We start from the raw sequence: 18,123 nt of genomic DNA, 5'->3' as shown, positions 1-18,123 counted from the left end.
GCATCCTCTTCTCAAGCTCTCGTGGGCGTGGGGACCAATGTGCCCCTGGCGGGTGTCGTTAGTGGGCGCGGGCCTCGGCCATGGCGTCGCTGCGCTGGGCCCAGATCTCGGAACCGGGGAGCGCGCCGGCAAGGGCCGCGTGCATGAAGTCTCCGGTCTCGCGAGTCATTCGGGCGAGCGCGTCGGCGGCCTTGCGCGCGCCGTCTTCGCTCGGACGGCCGAAGGCGCCGTTGAAATAGTGGTCCATGCCCGCAAAGACGAGCGCGTACCCCAGCCCCTGGGGGGCGGCCTCGTAGGCGTCGAGGTGCTGGTGCCAGTCGTCGATGAAGCCGGGCAGGACATCGCTGGTTCCGGTGATGACGAGCGCGGGATGCCTCAGCGCGCCGAGCCCTTCGCGCGTTGCGAGCCCCTTCATTGCGCCCGGCGGAGACAGCGCGATGACCGCCTCGGGCGCGCGCGCCGTGCCCAGCGTCCAGGCCGGATCGGCGAGCTTTGCCCCGCCCGCAACCAGCGCGATCAGCGCGCCGTAGCTGTGTCCGGCCGCGATCACCTGGCCCGACAGGGTGGTCGCGCCCAAGTCCAGGCCCTGGGGGAGGCCGGATGCAAAGGCCGCATCGACCGCATGCCAGTCGGCGAGGCGGGTGGCGCGGCTGTCGGGGTACTTGTCCGGCTCGGGATATTCCTCGGAATCGGTGTGGAGCGGGGCCGCGACGACAAAGCCCTGCGCGGCCCAGGCGCGCAGCACGCGGTCATAGCGTTTAGGCGTTGCGAAATTGCCATGTGAGAAGATCACCAGCGCGCAGGCCTCGCAGGCGGCCTCGGGCGCGTAGACGGCGACGGCAAGCTTGCGTGCATCTTCGGTTGCCAGCGTCAGGGTCTGCTGGCGCACGCCAGGCGCACTCTCTTCGGCAGCACTCTCCCACGTTGTGGGTGCCCCGGGTGCGGTCGACGCGCAGGCCGGAAGGCTTGCCAGAAGGGACAGTGCGGCCGTTGCCTGAACCAGTGTTGGTAACCTCGTCATGGCCGCAATGATCGACGAGTTGGCGGCCGAGCGCTCCCCGTTTTGTGCGCTGTGTTCGTCAGTTGAAAACGCGTGCAGTCCTGCATTCAGGTGCGCGCAAGCGCGGTGCAGAACACGGGCCACGAGATCAGGAGAAACTCTGCATGACGCGATCCTTCGCATCCCTTGCCCTGCCCACGCTGTTGCCCGCGCTGCTGGCCGGATGCGCCGCTGCGCCGCTGTCTGAGACGCCCGCGCATGCCGATACCGGCTTGAGCGAGGTCGAGGGCGAGGCGCTCTACCAGGAGCGCTTTGCGCGCTACATGCGGCGCGAGCCCGGCGCGGGGCTGGCCGGCTACGACACCCTCGCCCCGGTTGAGGGCACGGCGGCCTGGACGCCTTTTCCGAAGGGAAGCGGCGTGGCGCCCGATGCCCTGGCGGCCGCGCGCGCCTATGCCGCGCAGGCCAACAGTTCCGCGTTCCTCGTCTGGCAGGGCGGCCAGATGGTGAGCGAGGACTACTTCGGCGAGACGACCGCCACCAGTCCGGTTGTCTCCAAGTCGCTGGCCAAGCCCCTCGCGACGATCGCGGTGGGCCGGGCCATGGCGGCAGGGCACATCGCTTCGCTCGACCAGCCCATGGCCGATTTCCTGACCGAGTGGCATGGTACGCCCAAGGCCGCGATCACCATCCGGCAGGTCCTGGGCATGCGCTCGGGGCTCTTGCCGCAGGGCAGTTCCACCGATCCCGAGAGCGTTCTCAACCGCTCCTACCTGCATCCCTTCCACGACCGGGTGCTGATCGAGGACTACCCGCTCGTCGACACGCCGGGCAGCCGCTATGAATATTCCAACGCCAATGGCGACCTTGTCGCGCTCTTGATCGAGCGCGCTACGGGTACCCCTTACGAGGATTGGGTGGGCCGCGAGGTGCTGGCGAAGATCGGTGCGCGTGGCGGGCAGATCTGGATGGACCATCCGGGTGGCACGCCCCATTCGGGGTGCTGCATCCTGCTTCCCGCCGAAAGCTACCTGCGCCTTGCCGTGTTGCTGGCACAGGACGGAACCTGGGAGGGCGCGCGCCTGCTGCCCGAGGGTTTCGTCACCGCCATGCGCACGCCTTCTGCGCAGAACCCGCATGCCGGGCTCGGTGTCTACGTGGGCGCGCCCTATGTCGAATGGCGCGGACCGGCCAACCCGGAGCTGACCTACGGGCGCAACTACCACTCCGAGCCCTATGCCGCAGAGGACCTGTTCCTGTTCGACGGCAATTCCAACCAGGTGGTCTATGTCGTGCCCTCGCGCCAGCTGGTGGTTCTGCGCACCGGAGACAGCCCGCCCAAGGAGCCGGTCTGGGACAACACGGTGCTGCCCAATCTGATCCTGCGTGGGCTTTCTGCTGACTGAGCTTTCACGCGCTGCGCAGATGAAACGAAAGGGGCCCGGATCCAGGCGATCCGGGCCCCTTTCTCTGGTCGCCGTGCCCCGCACCTCGCGGCGCGGGGCACGGCTCCTGCAATCAGTACTTTGCCTTGAGCGTGAGGCCCATGGTGCGGCGCTCGCCGTAGAACAGCTGGTAACTGTTGCCCGAGGGGAGCAGCACGACATAGGCGTTCGAGACGTACTTCTTGTCGAAGAGGTTACGCGCCCAGATGCTGAGGTCGAAGTTGCCGAAGGAGATGCCCGAGCGCGCGTTGAACAGCGTGCGCGAGGGGATGGTCGCCTCGTTGGCGGGGGTGGTGTACATCTTGTCCTGCCAGCTGACATCGCCGCGCAGGAAGAACGAGCCGTTGTCCCAGGGCATCTCGGTCTGCCACTGAGCGCCGAACGAACCCTTGGCGCGCGGCGTGCGTTCGATCTGGTTGCCGCCGACGCTGCCATCGGGCGTGCACACGATCCCGTCGCAGGGCGAAACCGTGCGGCTGAAACGCGCATCGACCGTCTCGTCGCTGTACTCGCCATGCGCATAGGAGAAGTTGGCATCGAACGACCAGTGGTCGTCGGGATAGAACGCGGTGTCGAACTCGGCACCGTAGACGGTGGCACTGCCCAGGTTGAGGACGATGTTCACCGCGTTGGGATCGTTGGCGTAAGTGTCGGCCGAGTTGATCTGGATGTCGCTCCAGTCGGTGTAGAACAGGGCCGCGTTGAAGGTCAGGCGTCCACCCATGAGGGTGTTCTTGGCGCCCACTTCGTAGGTCCAGTTCGATTCCTCGCCATAGGTGCGCTGCGTATCCGAGGCGGCCGTGGCGTTGAAGCCGCCCGCCTTGGTGCCACGCGCGGCCGAGGCATAGAGCAGGGTGTCGGCCGAGGCGTCGAATTCGGCGGTGAAGCGCGGGGTGAAGGCGCGGAAGGTGTCCGCATAGCCCATGCCGTTGCGGTTGTTGAGGACCGAGAGGTCGGTCCAGGAGTAGCGCCCTTCTGCACCCAGGCGCAGGTTGCCCGAGGGCGAGGTCCACTGCGTTTCGCCGAAGACCGAGCGCACCAGCGTTGTCGTCGTCGTGTTGGTGAGCGTGAGGTTGAGCGTCGCATTCTCGGTGAAGGGAACAACCGGCTGGCCCTCGCTCAGCGGCGGGGCGTAGACGAGGTTGAAGTTGTAGTCGTCATCGCCCTTGGAGATGAACCCGCCGAAGGCGAAGTCGAAGCTGGAGCCATCGTAGTCGACGCGCCATTCGTGCGAATCGTAGTCGATCTCGCCGACGGGCGCGTTCTGGAAGACGCAGCTGGCAACGCAGTTCGACGGGTCGGACACGGTCATGTTGCCGATGCTGACATCGCCGGTCACGCGGCCGAACAGGTAGCTGGCGTTCCAGTGCGGGGCGAACTCGTAGGCGGCACGGATGCGCGCGATCTGCGTGCTGGTCCAGGCGCCGTAGCTGCGCGGATCGACATTGGCGCGCGATCCGGTGCCGGGCACTTCGCCGCACATCAGGCTGGGATTGCCGCTGGCACGAATGGCGCCGCAGTTGAGCTGGCCGTTGGCTTCCTCGTAATCGGCGTTGGGGTTGGATTCGCGCTCGATGTCGAACTCGGAATAGCTGGCCTCGATGACCATGCCCTCGGTCGGACGGGCAATGGCCGAGACCGACCAGGAATCGTTGTTCCACCCGCCGATGCGCCCGTCGGTGCCCGGGCTGACTCCGGCATTGGCCCAGGGGTTGGAGTTCTTCCAGGTGCCGTCGAATTCGGAGTGGTTGTAGGTGGCAGCAAGGCCGAACTGGTCGCTGATCGGCAGCTTCGCCTTCACGCTCGCATCGTAGCGGTCGTAGATCCCGGCGGTCACCTCGCCCTCGGCGGTGAAATCGCCGTCGGTGGTGGCCTTGTAGGCAATGAAGTTGACCGCGCCGGCAAAGGCGTTGCGCCCATATCGTGCGCTTTGCGGGCCCTTGACCACCTCGACGCGGTCGAGCGCGGCTACGCCCATGTCGACCGACCAGCTGCGCGGCATGTAGATGCCGTCGTAGAAGGTGGCGACGTTGGTTTCGAGCGCGGTCACGCTGGTCTGCGCCTGGGCGCGGATGACGGGGACCTGGAAGCCGCTGGAATAGTTCTCGAAGCTGAGGCCGGGCGTGAAGCGGGCGATGTCGCTCATGCCTTCGACCGACTTCTTTTCCATCGTCTCGTCGCTGAGCGCGGTGATCGACATCGGCACCTCCTGGATGCTCTCCGCGCGGTTGCGCGCGGTGACGACGATGGTGCCGGCCGGCTGGTTCTCGCTCGCGGTCGGAGCCTCCTGGGCCTGCGCGGCACCGGGCAGCGCGATGGCGAGCGCGCCCAGCGCGATCGAACACAGGGCCTGCGTCTTGTAGGTATGGCGATGGATCATGGTTCCCCCTGGATGGTCGTGTTCGGGCGCATCGGCCCGCGTCTCCTCGAGGGGGAAGGTGTCCCCTTGGCAGCGCGCCCCCAAACCATTTGGGGGGCGCTGTTCAAGGGGTGAATTTGCAAGCCGCTCTGGCGCTCACCGCTGTTCGCAGGGTGAACGCGAGAGCAGGGAAAGGAAGCCTCAGGCCGGCTTGCGGCCCTGGACGACGTGGGGATAGATGCCGTGCGCCGTCACGTCGACGAAGCCGGCCTCGCGCGCCACTTCGGCAAGATCGAGGCTGGCCGATTCGCGCCAGAACGGCTCGCCGCCAAGCCGCGCGCCGCTGTCCGCGCGCCAGACCGAAAGCTTGTCCATGTCGGCGTAGCGGGTGACGTCGGACATGATCATGTCACCGCCCGGCTCTAGTAGTCGGAAGGCTTCGGCAAAGACGGCGCGGATCACGTCGGCGGGGATCTCGTGGAGCAGAATGTACGAAGCGACGAGGTCGAACGAGGCGTCGGCAAAGCCGGTGTCCTCGGCCGGGCGCTGGTAGAGCTTCCAGGCCCAGCCGTGCGCGTTGCCGATGCGCTGGGCGTGTTCGAGAACGCGCAGCGAAAGGTCGACGCCGGTGATTTCGGCCTCGGGGTAGACCTCCTGGAGGGCCTGCGTGAAGTGGCCGGTCGACGCGCCCATGTCGAGGATGCGCCTGTAGTCCTCGCGCGGGGCCATCGCGGCGACCGCGCGGCGCTGTTTGTAGATGCCGCCGGGATAGAGTGCTTCCACCAGCTTGCGGTGGACGATCTCGCCGTGGATATACCCTTGCATCGCGTGGTCTTCCCAGCCGCCCGCAGTGCGGTGGAAGTTGACGCCCTCGAAATAGGCCGGGGGCACCGCGCCTTCGGGCCCGGGCTCAAGCGTGGTCGGCCCTTGCGACTGGTAGCGTTCGATCACCGGATCGATGGTTTCGCGCACGTCCTCGAAGGCCTCGCGCGCGACAAGGCCGTGCATGCGCGCGTGGTATTCACCCAGGAGCTGGCTGGTGCGATAGGCGGGGCTGGCCAGACAGGTCTGGCTGAGCTGCCGGTCAAGCAGATCGAGATCGTCGGGAAGAACCGCCGGGTCGGGCAGCATCTCGGCCTGCTCCGCGCTCACCTGACTGCGCAGCGGCTGGCCGCCACGCGCGAGGTGGATCATGAAGTCGAGCGAGGCGCGCCCGCGCTGCTGCGCGGTGAAGGCCAGCGGGTTGTCGGTGTGAGGTGCGGCAAGGGTGTCGGTCACGAGACGTCCTCCTGCTTGAGTTTGTAGCCGGCAAGCAGCGTGATCGCCGCAATGCTCAGGAAGCCGGGAATGTAACATACGCCGAGCAGCAGCGCCTGCCGGATTTCCGGCGTGCGCATGGCCTCGGGCGGCAGCGTCTTGTCGAACCCGGCGAGCGAGAGCGCGATGCCCACGATCAGCGGTCCGACGGCGAATGTGAATTTCTCGGTGAAGCTGTAGAAAGCGGTGTAAACCCCCTCGCGGCGAACGCCGGTGCGCAGCGCGTCGAAGCTGATGATGTCGGTCAGCATCGACATCGCCATGATGACGTTGGCGCAGGCCCCGAATGAGACCACGGCCATGCGCAGCACGTAGAAGATCAGCGGCTCGGTCGGCGAGGCGAAGTACCAGCTCAGCACGGCCAGCAGGTAGAAGCTGCCGCCCACGATGTAGGTCTGGCTCTTGCCGATCTTGCGCGAAAGCCGGACGAGAAGCGGGGCCGAGGCGAGCTGGACCAGCGTGCCCACGACTGCGGCAGGAGCCAGGATCGTGAGGTCGCGCTGGAGCACGTTGAGGAGAAAGAACATCGCGGCGGCCTGCGAGGAGGCGACGCCGATCAGCTGCGTCGCTTTGACCCCGAGCAGGCGGATGAAGTGGCGGTTGGAGAAGACGTGGCCGACTTCGCTGAGGATCTTCGGGCGCTCCACCTGGCTGGCGGTGAAGCGCGCGCTGCGCGTGCCGAGATAGGCGATCATGGTGGCCCCGAAGATGATCGCCCCGCCGCACAGGCCGATCACCGTGTAGGAGAACTGGCTGGTGCGCCCCAGCGCCTCGAGCGCGATGGGCGAGATCGTGCCCACCACCAGCGAGGCGATCGCGACATACATCATGCGCACACCGTGGATGGCCGAACGCTCGTGGTAGCTGTCGGTCATCTCGGCGGGCATCGACATGTAAGGCACGTTGAAGAGCGCGTAGCCGCAGGTGTAGATGAGGAGGGCGCCAAAAACGTAGGAGGCGCGCAGGATCTCGCTTGCGAACATCGGTGTCGTGAAGATCATGATGTACGAGCCCGCGCAGGCGAACGAGCCCCACAGCAGGAACGGGCGGCGACGGCTGCCGCTGGTGCGCAGACGGTCGCTCCAGGTGCCCACGACCGGGTCGGTGACCACGCCCAGCAGCTTGCTGACGAAGATCAGGGTCCCTGCAAGAGCCGGGTCGATCTGCAGCACGCTCACCATGTAGAACAGGATCAGGCCACCGATCGAGTTCATCAGAATCGCGATGCCCAGCGCGCCCGAGCCCCAGCTGTACTGCAGGCGCAGCGGAACCTGGCGCGGGTTCTCGATGGTATCGCGGGCCGGATCGGGCAGGAATGCGTCCTCCCCGCTGGCGTCGGCGACCTTGCTTGTCATCTTGGCTTCTTCCCCACTCGTCTCGCACGCTTGGTGCACGAAGGGGAAGGCTACCGCGCACAAGGGGTCATGGCGCGCGCTCATTCGATGCGAATTCATGTGATGAACAGCCGTGCGCCCAAGGCCCGAGGAGCAGCTGTTCACCTGCTGAAAACAGCGCGCTTCAAGGCAGGACAGGCGGACCCGTGACGCTAGTGTGCAGGTCCTGTTTCGAGATGACGAAGGAAGACCTGACGATGAGCGATACCCTGCATTTCCCGGTCGTTGTCGTGGGCGCCGGGGGCACGGGGCTCACCGCCGCGCTGGCCGCGCATGATGCGGGCGTGGAGGCGCTGGTGATCGAGCGCGACGCGACCCCGCTCGGCTCCACGGCGATGTCGACCGGGCTCATTCCGGCCTCGGGCACGCCCGAGCAGGCCGCGCAGGGGATCACCGATTCGCCGGAACTGTTCGCGCAGGACATCATGGCCAAGACCAAGGGGCTGACCGATCCCGACATGGCGCTTGCCATGGCGCGCGAGTCGGTCGAGACGATTGCCTGGATGCGCGACGAACACGGCGTTCCGCTCGATCTGGTCGATGGCTTTCTCTATCCCGGCCACAGCGTGCGGCGCATGTACGGGACGCCCAACCGCACCGGGGGTGAGCTGATGGCCGCGCTGGAAGATGCCTGCGGCAAGGCCGAGATCCCGATCCTGACCGAAGCGACCGTGGAAGAGGTGCTGCACGACGGCGCGCGGGTGACAGGCGTGCGCTATCGCCGTCCCGACGGCGCGCTGGAGGATGTCACCTGCGATGCGCTGATCCTGGCCTGCTCGGGCTTTGCGGGCAACCCCGAGATGGTGGCGAAGTTCATCCCCGACATGGCTGCGGCCACCTTCCACGGTCATCCCGGCAACAAGGGCGATGCGGTGCGTTGGGGCGAGGAACTGGGCGCCAGGCTGGAGGACATGACGGGCTACCAGGGGCACGGCGGACTCGCCATGGGGCATGGCATCCCGATCCTGTGGCCGCTGATCATGGAAGGCGGTTTCCAGGTGAATCTGGAGGGCAAGCGCTTCTCCGATGAAAGCGCGGGCTATTCCGAGCAGGCCGCCAAGGTCAACGCGCAGCCCGAGCACGTCGCCTGGTCGATCTTCGATGAGCGCCTGCACCAGCTCATGTGCGCCTTCGATGATTACCGCGATGCCCTCAAGGCAGGCGCGGTGGTGAGTGGGCAGACACTCGAGGAACTGGCCGAGAAGACCCGTCTTCCGGCCAGGGCGCTCGGCGCCACGCTGGCCGATGTCGCCGCCATCGGGCGGGGCGAGGCGCAGGACGTCTGGGGGCGCCGTTTCGAGGAGCGTCAATTGCTGGAAGCGCCTTACTACGCCGCGCGTGTCACGGGTGCGCTGTTCCACACCCAGGGCGGTCTGGTTGTCGATGCCGAGGCGCGCGTGTGCGGCGCGGACGGCACGCCGCTGCCCAATCTCTTCGCCGGTGGCGGCGCGGCGCGCGGGATCTCGGGCACGGGCTCCTACGGCTACCTTGCCGGGAACGGGCTCCTCACCGCAACGACGCTGGGCAAGGTGGCCGGGCGCAGCGCGGCGCGACTGGTCGAAGGCTGAATTTACGCGCGTTCCGTCGGCTCTGGGCAGGCGGGGAAACCACGAAATGAGCGTGCCTTTGGGGCTTCAGGGGAGAGGGCCGCCGGTGTAGTACCACTCCAGCGCCGCGGGATCGGGGCAGGTGGCCTCGCCCACCCGGCGCAGGTCTGCGGCAATGCTGGCGGTCATGCCGTCCTCACGGGCGTGGCCGGTCTCGCCCTTGCGGATCATCGCGCCCGGCCCCAGCACCGGGCAGGGGCATACGGTGGGCAGCTCGAAGCGCGACTGGTGGGCCTTCATCCACGCGAACGAGGTGTATTCAAGCACCCGCGACCAGGCCGCATCGTCGAGCGAGATCCCGAGGAAATCGGCGATCTTGTGGATCGTCCCGGCATGGTCGCGCTTCATGTCGCCAAAGTGGAGGAAGAGCACGTTGGGCGCTGTGCGCAGCGGCCACCAGGCGTTGAGGAACCCGAAAAAGCCCTGCGCGTGCATGCCGCCTTTCGCGATGATGTCCGCATAGAAGGTGGCGAAGTCCGAACGGCACAACATGTCGCGCGGGAGGCCCCAGAGGTCGAACCAGGCATCGGTATGCTGGGCCAGGAATGGCATCAGCGAGACGAGCGCCTCTTCGGGATTACGCAGCACCACGATGTAGCGAACCTGCGCGTTATCCCGTCCGGCCAGATAAGGGACCACGGGCGGCGGAGAGTGGGTCTTGAAGGCGCGCGGACGGTCGGCAGGCATGGCGGACAGGCGGGCGTGGACGTGCGCCGGAGTATCGCCCGGATGGCGCAGGAACTCGATCCACGGGACTTCGGCGTAGATGTCCTCGAAGGCGTGAGTGCCAGCGTTCAGCAACTGGTGGACGATGTTCATCGTCCAGGTCGTGCCGCTCTTGGCGGGAACCGAGATGACGATGTCGCCGTCGCGCCAGGCGATGTCCTGCTGCATCGCGGGTACGATCCAGGGAATGCCCGCTTCGTCCTCGGTCCCGCTCATGTCTTGGCCCCCTTCTCCCGGAAGGAGGCAGGTTAGCGCGCGATCAGAGGCAGAGACGAGCCTTGCCGAAATTTAATCGCGCAAGGCGCTCAGGGCTTCACCGCGCGCGTGACCCAGGGGTAGGACTGGGCGCCCAGGCCATAGGCCTCGACCTCGACGAAGCCCGCTGCACGCAGTTCGTCCTCCCAGTTGGCCAGGCACGTCTCGCGGAAATAGGGTTCCTCGCGGTGGTCGTTGTCCCATTCCAGCAGGACGGCGGTGAACATGTCGACCGCGCGGAACGGTGGCGGGTCGGAGATCACGATCTCACCGCCGGATTTGAGGATGCGGAATGCCTCGGCGAACATCTCGCGATTTACCGGCACGGGTGCTTCGTGGTGGACGGCGTAGCTGAAGACAGCGTCCACGCTTTCGTCCGCTTCGCCCGTCGTGCGCGCGTCGCACTGGCGCAGGTCGACCTTCAGGCCCATTTTCTCGGCGAGGCGGTGGCCCTCTTTCAGACCCCGGCCGTTGAGGTCACAGCCGATCAACTCGGCCTCGGGGAAGACTTTGGAGATCGCGAGCAGGGTGAAGACGCTGCCGCAGCCGATCTCGAGGATGCGCTTGTGGTCGCGGCGGCGGAACTGCTTGACGACATCGATGCGCTGCCCGCCGATGTTCGAGCCCGGTGGCACCGCGGCAAAGCCGCCGTAGCGGAATACGCGCCCGATCCCGGCGCCCTTGGTTCCGAGGTCGTAGCCATCGACGCCGATCGGTGCGAGGTGGAAGTGGATGCCCTCGTACCAGTCCGGGAGCGGGGCCTCGGGATCGAGGGCAAGGCTGCCGCCCGCGCTGTTTACCGGCAGGCTATCGAGATGCTCGTGCATCGCGCGCATTTCCTCGGCGGCGACGAGGTTGCGGTTCATCATCTCCTCGGCGACATACCGCTGGGCGAAGCGCTCCATGCGGTAGTTGGGAAGGCTGGCGGCCAGCGCCTTGGCCTTGTCGACGCGCTCCGCAATGGCTTCGGGCGTATCGGTGGTGCCGGTCGCGTGCGCTTCGGTGAGCGCGCGGCCTTCAGGGCTCGTCTCGAAGTCCTGGCGGGCGGCTTCGCGCGTGGCGACCGAGGTGAACTTGAGGATGCAACCCAGTACGTCGAGCCCGGCGCGGCTGCGCTGCGACATGGTCTGGGACGCGACGGGCATCCGCACGGCCTGGGCGCCGGTTCCTTCCGATTTCGCCTCACTCATTTCTCGCCTCCATCCTCGGCTCGGGCATCAGTTTCTACTTTCCGGCAGGGTGGGGCAAGGGCTCCGGCCACGCGCGCATTTTCCCAGGCGCTGTTCAACAGGTGAGCAGGCGGCGCATCGGGACTGCGGCAAAGGCCTCGGGGCGTGCTGCGATGGGCACACGATCCAGCACAGGAGGAGCAGGACGATGACGAGAAGGACGATGACGGGTTCGAAATGGCGCATCGGCGCACTGATGGCCGCACTTGTGGCCGGGGCAGGGAGCGCGCCTGTCCGGGCGGACGAGACCGAGACCGCGCGCGCGGCGATCTGGACGCTCGAACAGGCGATCTACGAGGGGCGCAGCAACGGCGATGTCTCCGCCTACGCGAACACGACCGCCAAGGGGTACATGGCCTGGCCGCCGGTGCTGGCTGCGCCGATGCGGGTGGACGGCTTCGATGCCGCCCTTGCCAATCCGCAGGCCTCGCAGGAGGAACTGGCGATGGAGCTGATTGATTTCACGCTGCACGGCGAGACGGCGATCATCTACTACCGTACGCACCGTACGCGGCTCGCCGACGGGACGCCCGCCGACGACCGTTTCGATGTCACCCATACCTGGATCCGGGAAGACGGTGCCTGGCGGGTGCTGGGCGGCATGGCGCGCAGCCAGGTCCTTCCCTGATCGATTGGGAGCGTGCCGGTTACTCGGCGGTGAAGCCGGCGCGCTCCAGGATCTTCTGATAGGTACGCTCCTTGGCCGCAAGCGGCGCGCCCATGACCGAGGCGATCATGCGGTCGCGCAGCGCTTCCACCTTGGGCTCGCGCTCGGGCGTCCATTCGAAGCTCTCCACGCTGCCGGTTTCGAGCACGCCCTTGTCCTCAAGCAGTTCCTCCACGACGGCGAGGCGGTCGCGCGTGATCCACAGCTCGGAGAGCAGGCTCATCACCATGCGGGCGAGATCCTCGGTGTCCATGGCTTCGAGGTAGCGGTGGGTGGGCGGGGTGGACGGACTGGACATGGAACAGGTGGCCTTTCGTGGGAATGGGATCATACGGGCGCGAGCGGCATCTGGGCTTCGAGCTGGCGGGTCTCGAGCTGGGCGATGCGTCGCTGGATCACGGCGTGGCGGCGCTGGTCGATGGGAAAGCGCCAGATGATGAGCGCGCCGCCGATTTTCAGAATCGCGGGGAGCAACGCGACGGTGAAGAGCATGCCGAAGGCGGCGGTGGCATCGTTGGTGGCGCCCGCGCGGGCATCGTAGCCAAACTGGCTGAGAAGCAGGAACGCCGCGCCCGCGCCGATGGCCAGCGCCACCTTGTTGGTGAGAAGGTAGAAGGCGAAGTAGCCCCCGGTGCGCTGCTCGCCGGTGCGAAGGCGCCCATAGTCGGCGACATCGGCGAGGATCGCGGGGCTGATGACGACGATGGCCGATGCGCCCGCGCCGATGAAGACTATGACGATGAAGCTGATGGCGAGGATCGTGTCGAGGCTCATCGTGGCGACGTCGACGAACCAGTAGCCCTGCATCGCGAGGCTGGAGATCGTGACCGCGACAACGTAGCTCTTGTGCTTGCCGAAACGGCCTGCGGCCCAGATCCATAGCGGCATTGAGGCGGCCATGGTGATCGCGAAGACGGTCATCAGATAGGGGTACCAGGCGCCGAGCTTGAGGTAGCCGTCATAGAAGGTGAAAATGATCTGCAAGATCCCCATCCCCATCCCGCACAAGGTGAAAGAGGCCAGGTAGATCCACAAGGGCTTGTTGGAGCGCACCGACTTCAAAAAGCCGATCAGTTCGGGGCGCTTGGCCGGGAGCGCGATTCCCTTGGGCGCGAAGAGGAAGCTGATGCCGATCGTGATGGGGAAGATTACTGCGGCGGCCACGAAGAAATAGGCCAGCATGTCGATCGAGTAGGCCGAACTTTCGGTGAGCCCGAACCAGGCGACCGCGATGGGCAGGACGTAGTTGCCCAGGCTCCCCAGCTGGGTGACAATGGCCTTGGCGCCCGTGATCTTTGAGCGCGCGGTGTAGTCGGTGGTCAGCTCCGCGCCCCAGGACTGCTGGTTAATGTCGATCATCGTGAAGCCGAAGTCGTAGAGCGCCTTCCATGCGACGAGGTAGACAAGGCCGACCGGTCCGCTTGGGCGCAGCAGGAAGAAAGAGGCGATGAGGCACAGCAGCCCTCCCGCCACGATCCAGGGCTTGCGCGCCCCCCAGCGCGTGCGCGTGCGGTCCGAGACATAGCCCATGAGCTGGTCGGTGACGGCATCGAAGACCCGCAAGGTGACGAGTACACCGCCCAGTGCAGCTAGGTCGATCCCGAATTCCTTGGCGTAGAGCTGGGGCACGTAGGCCATCATCGGCATCTGCAGCAGGCCCGGCCCGAAGGCGGCGAGTGCGAACGTGATGAGGGCGACGGTGCTTGGCTGCGTGGCGGCTCGTCTCGTCTGGGTCATGGGGCGAGTGTGCCGCAAGAGGTGCGTCGGGGCAGGGGGCTTTGCGCAGCGCTGTTCATCTGCCGAGAACGGAGGGAAAAGAAAGAAGAACCGAGCAAGGGGCCATCGCCCCTTGACCCCCAAACGGGCGGCCTCACCTTTCTCAGCCAACGCCGGGTGCGGGAGGTGAGCTGGGCCGTTCGGGGAGCCCGAGGGCGATGGCCCTCGGAAAGTGTGTACTTTCTTCGGCTCTCTTGCCTTGTCAGCCGGAAAGGCCGGCTTGCGATGTTCCTCCGGCCAGTTCGGGATAGGCCGAAAGCACTTCGCGCCGACCACTGCGGGCGCGTTCGCGGATCTTGCGGCGGGTGAGCCAGTGGAAGGTCTTGCCGTGCTCGGTATTGGTGTCGACGATGCGTGCGGCCCAGCGCCCGATGGTGGCGGGATGATCGGCAATGAGGTTGACCTGCGCGCGGCGCTCCGGGGTCATGCCGCCGGCCTTGCGGTTCTCGCGCAGGAACCCTTCGGTGATGACGAGGCCGGGGCTCAGCGATCCGGTGAGGACGGGCGTGTCGCGTGTCTCCTCGGCCAGGCAATCCATGAGGTAGGTGACCGCCACCTTGCTTGCCGCATAGCCGCTCATCTGGGGCACGAGGCTGCCGTCGGCCCCCGCGCCGAGCATGGTGTAGAGAGCGCCGGCGTGTTCGGCCTGTGCGAAGCCACGAATGGCGGTTCGGCAGCCGTGGACCACGCCCATGACATTGACGTCGAGCATGGAGCGCATGTCCTCGTCGGTAATCTGCATGAGCGGGCCGCCAAGCGCGAGACCGGCGTTGTTGATCCAGATGTCGACCTTGCCCATCTGCACGCAAGTCTGGGCCCACAGCGCGTTCACGTCTTCGGGCCGGGTGACGTCGCAGGCAAGGCCCAGCGCACTTGCGGGCATGTCGCGACCTATCTCCTCGGCGACCGTGTGGGCCTCTTCGGCGTTGGTGGAGGAGACGACCACGTTGATCCCGCGTGTCAGGAGCGCCTCGGCAAGTGCGCGTCCGATTCCGCGTGTGCTGCCGGTGACAACGGCGGTCTTGCGGCTCTCGGGCATCTTCGTGTGTCCTTTCCTTCATCGCCTGGAGTTGCCCAGGTCCCTGCCCGACAATGGGCCCTTCCGGTGCGCAAATGGCCAGCGTGGCGAGAGGGGCTGTTCAAACAGCGAGAGACGGTGGATCGTGACCTGTCACACCTGTGACCTGCTGCCTAGCGAAGAGGGCGGGCCACAGGAGGAGGTGCACAGTGGGAATTTCGGGGGGCGCCATGCTGAGAGGAATACTTGCATTCGGTCTGGGGACGGCAGGCACATCAGGCCCGGCTTCTGTGGGGGAGGAAGGGCCAGAGCCCTTTGCCGAAAGCCAGGCTCTGCCTACGCCCGACTATGCCAATCCGCGTACCTGGGCGGCCTGGCCCGGACGCCCTTCGCGCGCCTTGCAGCAGCCTGGCGGGGGGCTGGCCGAGGGCAGTGCGCACGCGGTCGATGTCTTCTACGTTCACCCCACTAGCTTCCTTTCGCGCAGCGCCTGGAATGCGGATGTCAGCGATGGCCCGACCAATCGCTGGACCGATATCTCTGTGCTGGCGCGTCAGGCGAGCGCGTTCAACGCCTGCTGCCGGATCTACGCGCCGCGTTACCGCCAGGCTTCGCTTGCAGCCGTGCTTGATGGCGAGGAAGGACCGCGCGCTTACGATCTGGCCTATGGCGATGTGTCGCGGGCCTTCACGCACTATCTTGAGACGGCCAACGACGGTCGGCCCTTCGTCCTCATGGGCCACAGCCAGGGAGCCTTGATGGTGCGCCGCCTGCTGCAAGAGCACGTGCGTGGCACACCGCTCGCCGCGCGCATGGTCGCAGCTTATGTCGTGGGCGTCGCCGTGCTTGAAGGCGATTTCGCGCACGATCTGGCGGGGCTCTCCCCATGCCGGGGGGAGAACGACACCGGCTGCGTGCTCAGCTGGAACACCTTTCAGGCGGGCAGTGATGCGCAAGGCTACCGCGCGCGGGCGCAGGGGCCCTTCCTCGCTGCCCATCCTGAGGGCGATGCGCGGCTGCTATGCAACGATCCGGTGACGCTTGCCGGTCGCGCACGCGGGCGCGGCGCGCTGCCCGGAAAGGCGGGCGAGGGGAACCTGCAGGCGCTGGTCCCCGGAGCGGTCACGGTGACCTGCGAGGAGGGCATTGCCATGCTCGAGGTCGATCCGGCGCTCGAGTATGCGCCGCTTCCCGCGGGGAACCTGCATTACCACGACGTTGCCGCCTTCTACTGCGATATTGCGGCGGACGTCGCGCGCCGGATCGCGGCGTTTCAGGGCGCGCAGAGCTGATGCGAAAAGCCCTCCCGCGGCAGGCCGGGGGAGGGCTCTTGCGCTAACGCCGGGGCGCCGTCTGTCAGGCCCTGGGGCTCAGACGTAGTCCTCGGTGTCGATGGTACCGCGCATCACTTCGGGATAGCGGTGGCCATGCACGCTCTCCTGGTTGATGAGGGCCGCAGCCTTCTCCAGCACTTCGGCCGGGACATCGCACGAGGCGGCCGCGTTGTTCTCTTCCCAGTGCGCGACCGAGCGGGTGCCCGGGATCGCGTGGACGTTCTCGCCCTGGGCAAGGACCCAGGCCAGCGCCAGCTGGGCGGGAGCCACACCGGCCTCGGCCGCGAGCGCGTTGAACTGCTGGATGAGTTCCAGGTTCGCGGGCCAGTTCTCGGGCAGGAAGCGCGGATGCGTACGGCGCAGGTCCTTCTCGGTGAGCGTGGCCGGATCGGTCAGCTCCCCGCAAAGCGCGCCGCGCGCGACCGGCGAGAAGGCGACGAGCGCGATGTCGAGTTCCTTCGTCGCTTCCAGCACGCCCAGTTCGACGTTGCGCGTCCACAGCGAATACTCGGTCTGGACGGCCGCCATCGGGTGCACGGCGTGGGCTTCACGGATGTGGGCCGAGGACCACTCCGAGACGCCGTAGGAGCCGATCTTGCCCGCTTCCATGGCGCGCACCATGGCGCCCACCGAATCCGCGATGGGCACCTTGGGATCGAACCTGTGCATGTAGAACAGGTCGATGTGGTCGGTGCGCAGGCGCTCCAGGCTCGCCTCGATCGAGGCGGTGATCGCGTCCGGGCTGCAGTCGATGCCCCGGCGCGCGCCATCGACGATGATCCCGGTCTTGGTGGCGAGGAAGAACTCGTCGCGCCGGTCCATGATCGCGGTGCCCAGGATCTCTTCCGAGACGCCCTTGCCGTAGATGTTGGCCGTGTCGAAATGGTCGCAGCCATTGTCGAGCGCATGGCGGAACAGGGCCTCGGCATCCGCCCTCTCGGGCGGATTGCCATAGGCCCAGGCCACGTTCATGCAGCCAAGCCCGACAGGATTGAGAGCCTTGCCGTTGATCGTGCGGGCCATGCTCAGGACCAGCCGTCCTGCGCTTCGAGGCTGGCGGCGAGTTCGCCGATCACGCGGTAGCAGTCGAGCACCGAGGCGATCGAGGAGTTGGGCTCGCGTCCTTCCTTGATGGCGGCGACGAATTCGCGGTCCTGCAGTTCGATGCCGTTCATCGAGACATCGACGTTGGAGACGTCGATGGGCTCTTCGCGGCCGGTGACGAGATCGTCATAGCGCGCAATGTAGGTGCCGGTGTCGCCGATGTAGCGGAAGAAGGTGCCCAAGGGGCCGTCGTTGTTGAACGAGAGCGAGAGGGTCAGGATCTGGCCGGCCTCGGTCTTCATCTGGATCGACATGTCCATCGCGATGCCCAGCTCCGGGTGCTTGGGGCCCTGCAGCGCGTTCGCTGCAATGACCTTGGAACCGGTCATGTACTGGAAGATGTCGATGGTGTGGGCCGAGTGGTGCCACAGCAGATGGTCGGTCCAGGAGCGCGGCTGGCCCTTCGCGTTCATGTTCTTGCGGCGGAAGAAGTAGGTCTCGACGTCCATCGCCTGGATGTTGAGTTCGCCCGCGTCGATCTTGTTCTTCACGTACTGATGCGAGGGGTTGAAGCGGCGGGTGTGGCCGACCATGCAGACAAGGCCGGTTTCCTTCTGCTTCTCCATCACCGCCTGCGCATCGGCCCAGGTGTCCGCAGCCGGGATCTCGACCTGGACGTGCTTGCCCGCGTTCATGCAGGCGATGGCCTGCTCGGCGTGCATGCCGGTCGGCGTGCACAGGATCACGGCATCGACATCGGGCAGCGCGAGGGCTTCGGACAGGTCGGTGCCCGAGTGGGGCGCGCCGTACTTGGCGGCGACTTCGGCGGCCTGCTCGGCCTTGCGGCTGATGACCGAGGCGATTTCGACACCGTCGATGTTCTTGAGGCCGTCGAGGTGCTTTTCACCGAAGGCGCCGGCGCCAACGAGAGCTATACGCATGAGGGGGAACT

At 66.5% G+C, this 18,123-nt stretch carries 15 protein-coding genes; 4 read left to right on the top strand and 11 right to left on the bottom strand.

What is annotated here, in order from left to right; genetic code table 11:
• Positions 1–58: 58 nt before the first annotated feature.
• Entirely contained in the window at positions 59–889 is an 831-nt protein-coding gene (locus LC060_RS09300) for an alpha/beta hydrolase family protein (RefSeq protein WP_226634816.1), read from the bottom strand.
• A gap of 275 nt (positions 890–1,164) precedes the next feature.
• Here LC060_RS09300 and LC060_RS09295 point away from each other — a divergent pair, with 275 nt between their 5' ends.
• Positions 1,165–2,406 (top strand): serine hydrolase domain-containing protein, encoded by a 1,242-nt coding sequence (locus LC060_RS09295; RefSeq protein ID WP_226634814.1) that lies wholly within the window; start codon positions 1,165–1,167, stop codon positions 2,404–2,406.
• 112 nt (positions 2,407–2,518) lie between these two features.
• Here LC060_RS09295 and LC060_RS09290 read toward each other — a convergent pair whose 3' ends face one another.
• The 3 genes from LC060_RS09290 to LC060_RS09280 form a co-directional block, all read right to left on the bottom strand.
• Positions 2,519–4,825, bottom strand: a complete 2,307-nt coding sequence (locus LC060_RS09290) for a TonB-dependent receptor (protein ID WP_226634812.1) — start codon at positions 4,823–4,825, stop codon at positions 2,519–2,521.
• 180 nt (positions 4,826–5,005) lie between these two features.
• Positions 5,006–6,082: a class I SAM-dependent methyltransferase gene (locus LC060_RS21035; protein ID WP_226634811.1), complete on the bottom strand. Its 1,077-nt coding sequence runs from the start codon at positions 6,080–6,082 to the stop codon at positions 5,006–5,008.
• The gene (locus LC060_RS09280) at positions 6,079–7,476 is read right to left on the bottom strand and encodes an MFS transporter (protein ID WP_226634809.1); all 1,398 of its coding nucleotides are present in this window, start codon (positions 7,474–7,476) and stop codon (positions 6,079–6,081) included. Before LC060_RS09280 ends, LC060_RS21035 begins: the two co-directional genes overlap by 4 nt.
• Before the next feature lie 236 nt (positions 7,477–7,712).
• Here LC060_RS09280 and LC060_RS09275 point away from each other — a divergent pair, with 236 nt between their 5' ends.
• Positions 7,713–9,083 carry an FAD-dependent oxidoreductase gene (locus LC060_RS09275; protein ID WP_226634806.1) on the top strand — a complete coding sequence of 457 codons (1,371 nt, stop codon included), beginning with the start codon at positions 7,713–7,715 and terminating at the stop codon, positions 9,081–9,083.
• Positions 9,084–9,149: 66 nt separating this feature from the next.
• On the opposite strand, the gene LC060_RS09270 is transcribed toward LC060_RS09275, so the two are convergent.
• The gene (locus LC060_RS09270) at positions 9,150–10,064 is read right to left on the bottom strand and encodes a sulfotransferase domain-containing protein (protein ID WP_226634804.1); all 915 of its coding nucleotides are present in this window, start codon (positions 10,062–10,064) and stop codon (positions 9,150–9,152) included.
• An 89-nt stretch (positions 10,065–10,153) separates the two neighbouring features.
• Positions 10,154–11,293, bottom strand: a complete 1,140-nt coding sequence (locus tag LC060_RS09265; RefSeq protein WP_226634802.1) for a class I SAM-dependent methyltransferase — start codon at positions 11,291–11,293, stop codon at positions 10,154–10,156.
• A gap of 187 nt (positions 11,294–11,480) precedes the next feature.
• On the opposite strand from LC060_RS09265, the gene LC060_RS09260 reads away from it, so the two are divergent.
• Complete coding sequence (locus LC060_RS09260; protein ID WP_226634800.1) at positions 11,481–11,960, top strand: nuclear transport factor 2 family protein; 480 nt, start codon at positions 11,481–11,483, stop codon at positions 11,958–11,960.
• 19 nt (positions 11,961–11,979) lie between these two features.
• Here the strand turns inward: LC060_RS09260 and LC060_RS09255 are convergent, their stop codons facing one another.
• The 3 genes from LC060_RS09255 to LC060_RS09245 all read right to left on the bottom strand — a co-directional run bounded on the left by LC060_RS09255 (position 11,980) and on the right by LC060_RS09245 (position 14,814).
• Positions 11,980–12,297 (bottom strand): hypothetical protein, encoded by a 318-nt coding sequence (locus tag LC060_RS09255; RefSeq protein WP_226634798.1) that lies wholly within the window; start codon positions 12,295–12,297, stop codon positions 11,980–11,982.
• A 29-nt stretch (positions 12,298–12,326) separates the two neighbouring features.
• Positions 12,327–13,736, bottom strand: coding sequence for an MFS transporter (locus LC060_RS09250; protein WP_226634796.1), 1,410 nt, complete (start codon positions 13,734–13,736; stop codon positions 12,327–12,329).
• Positions 13,737–13,977: 241 nt separating this feature from the next.
• Positions 13,978–14,814: an SDR family oxidoreductase gene (locus tag LC060_RS09245; RefSeq protein ID WP_226634795.1), complete on the bottom strand. Its 837-nt coding sequence runs from the start codon at positions 14,812–14,814 to the stop codon at positions 13,978–13,980.
• A gap of 209 nt (positions 14,815–15,023) precedes the next feature.
• On the opposite strand from LC060_RS09245, the gene LC060_RS09240 reads away from it, so the two are divergent.
• Positions 15,024–16,085, top strand: coding sequence for a DUF3089 domain-containing protein (locus LC060_RS09240; protein WP_226634786.1), 1,062 nt, complete (start codon positions 15,024–15,026; stop codon positions 16,083–16,085).
• Positions 16,086–16,163: 78 nt separating this feature from the next.
• Here LC060_RS09240 and LC060_RS09235 read toward each other — a convergent pair whose 3' ends face one another.
• Positions 16,164–17,150, bottom strand: coding sequence for an aldo/keto reductase (locus LC060_RS09235; protein WP_226634784.1), 987 nt, complete (start codon positions 17,148–17,150; stop codon positions 16,164–16,166).
• A 2-nt stretch (positions 17,151–17,152) separates the two neighbouring features.
• Complete coding sequence (locus tag LC060_RS09230) at positions 17,153–18,112, bottom strand: Gfo/Idh/MocA family oxidoreductase (protein WP_226634783.1); 960 nt, start codon at positions 18,110–18,112, stop codon at positions 17,153–17,155.
• Between the last annotated feature and the right edge of the window lie 11 nt (positions 18,113–18,123).

Source organism: Novosphingobium profundi (assembly GCF_020524485.1).
Classification (GTDB): domain Bacteria; phylum Pseudomonadota; class Alphaproteobacteria; order Sphingomonadales; family Sphingomonadaceae; genus Novosphingobium; species Novosphingobium profundi_A.
The sequence above is the reverse complement of the archived record's forward strand: the minus strand, read 5'-3'. Positions and strand labels throughout refer to the sequence as shown.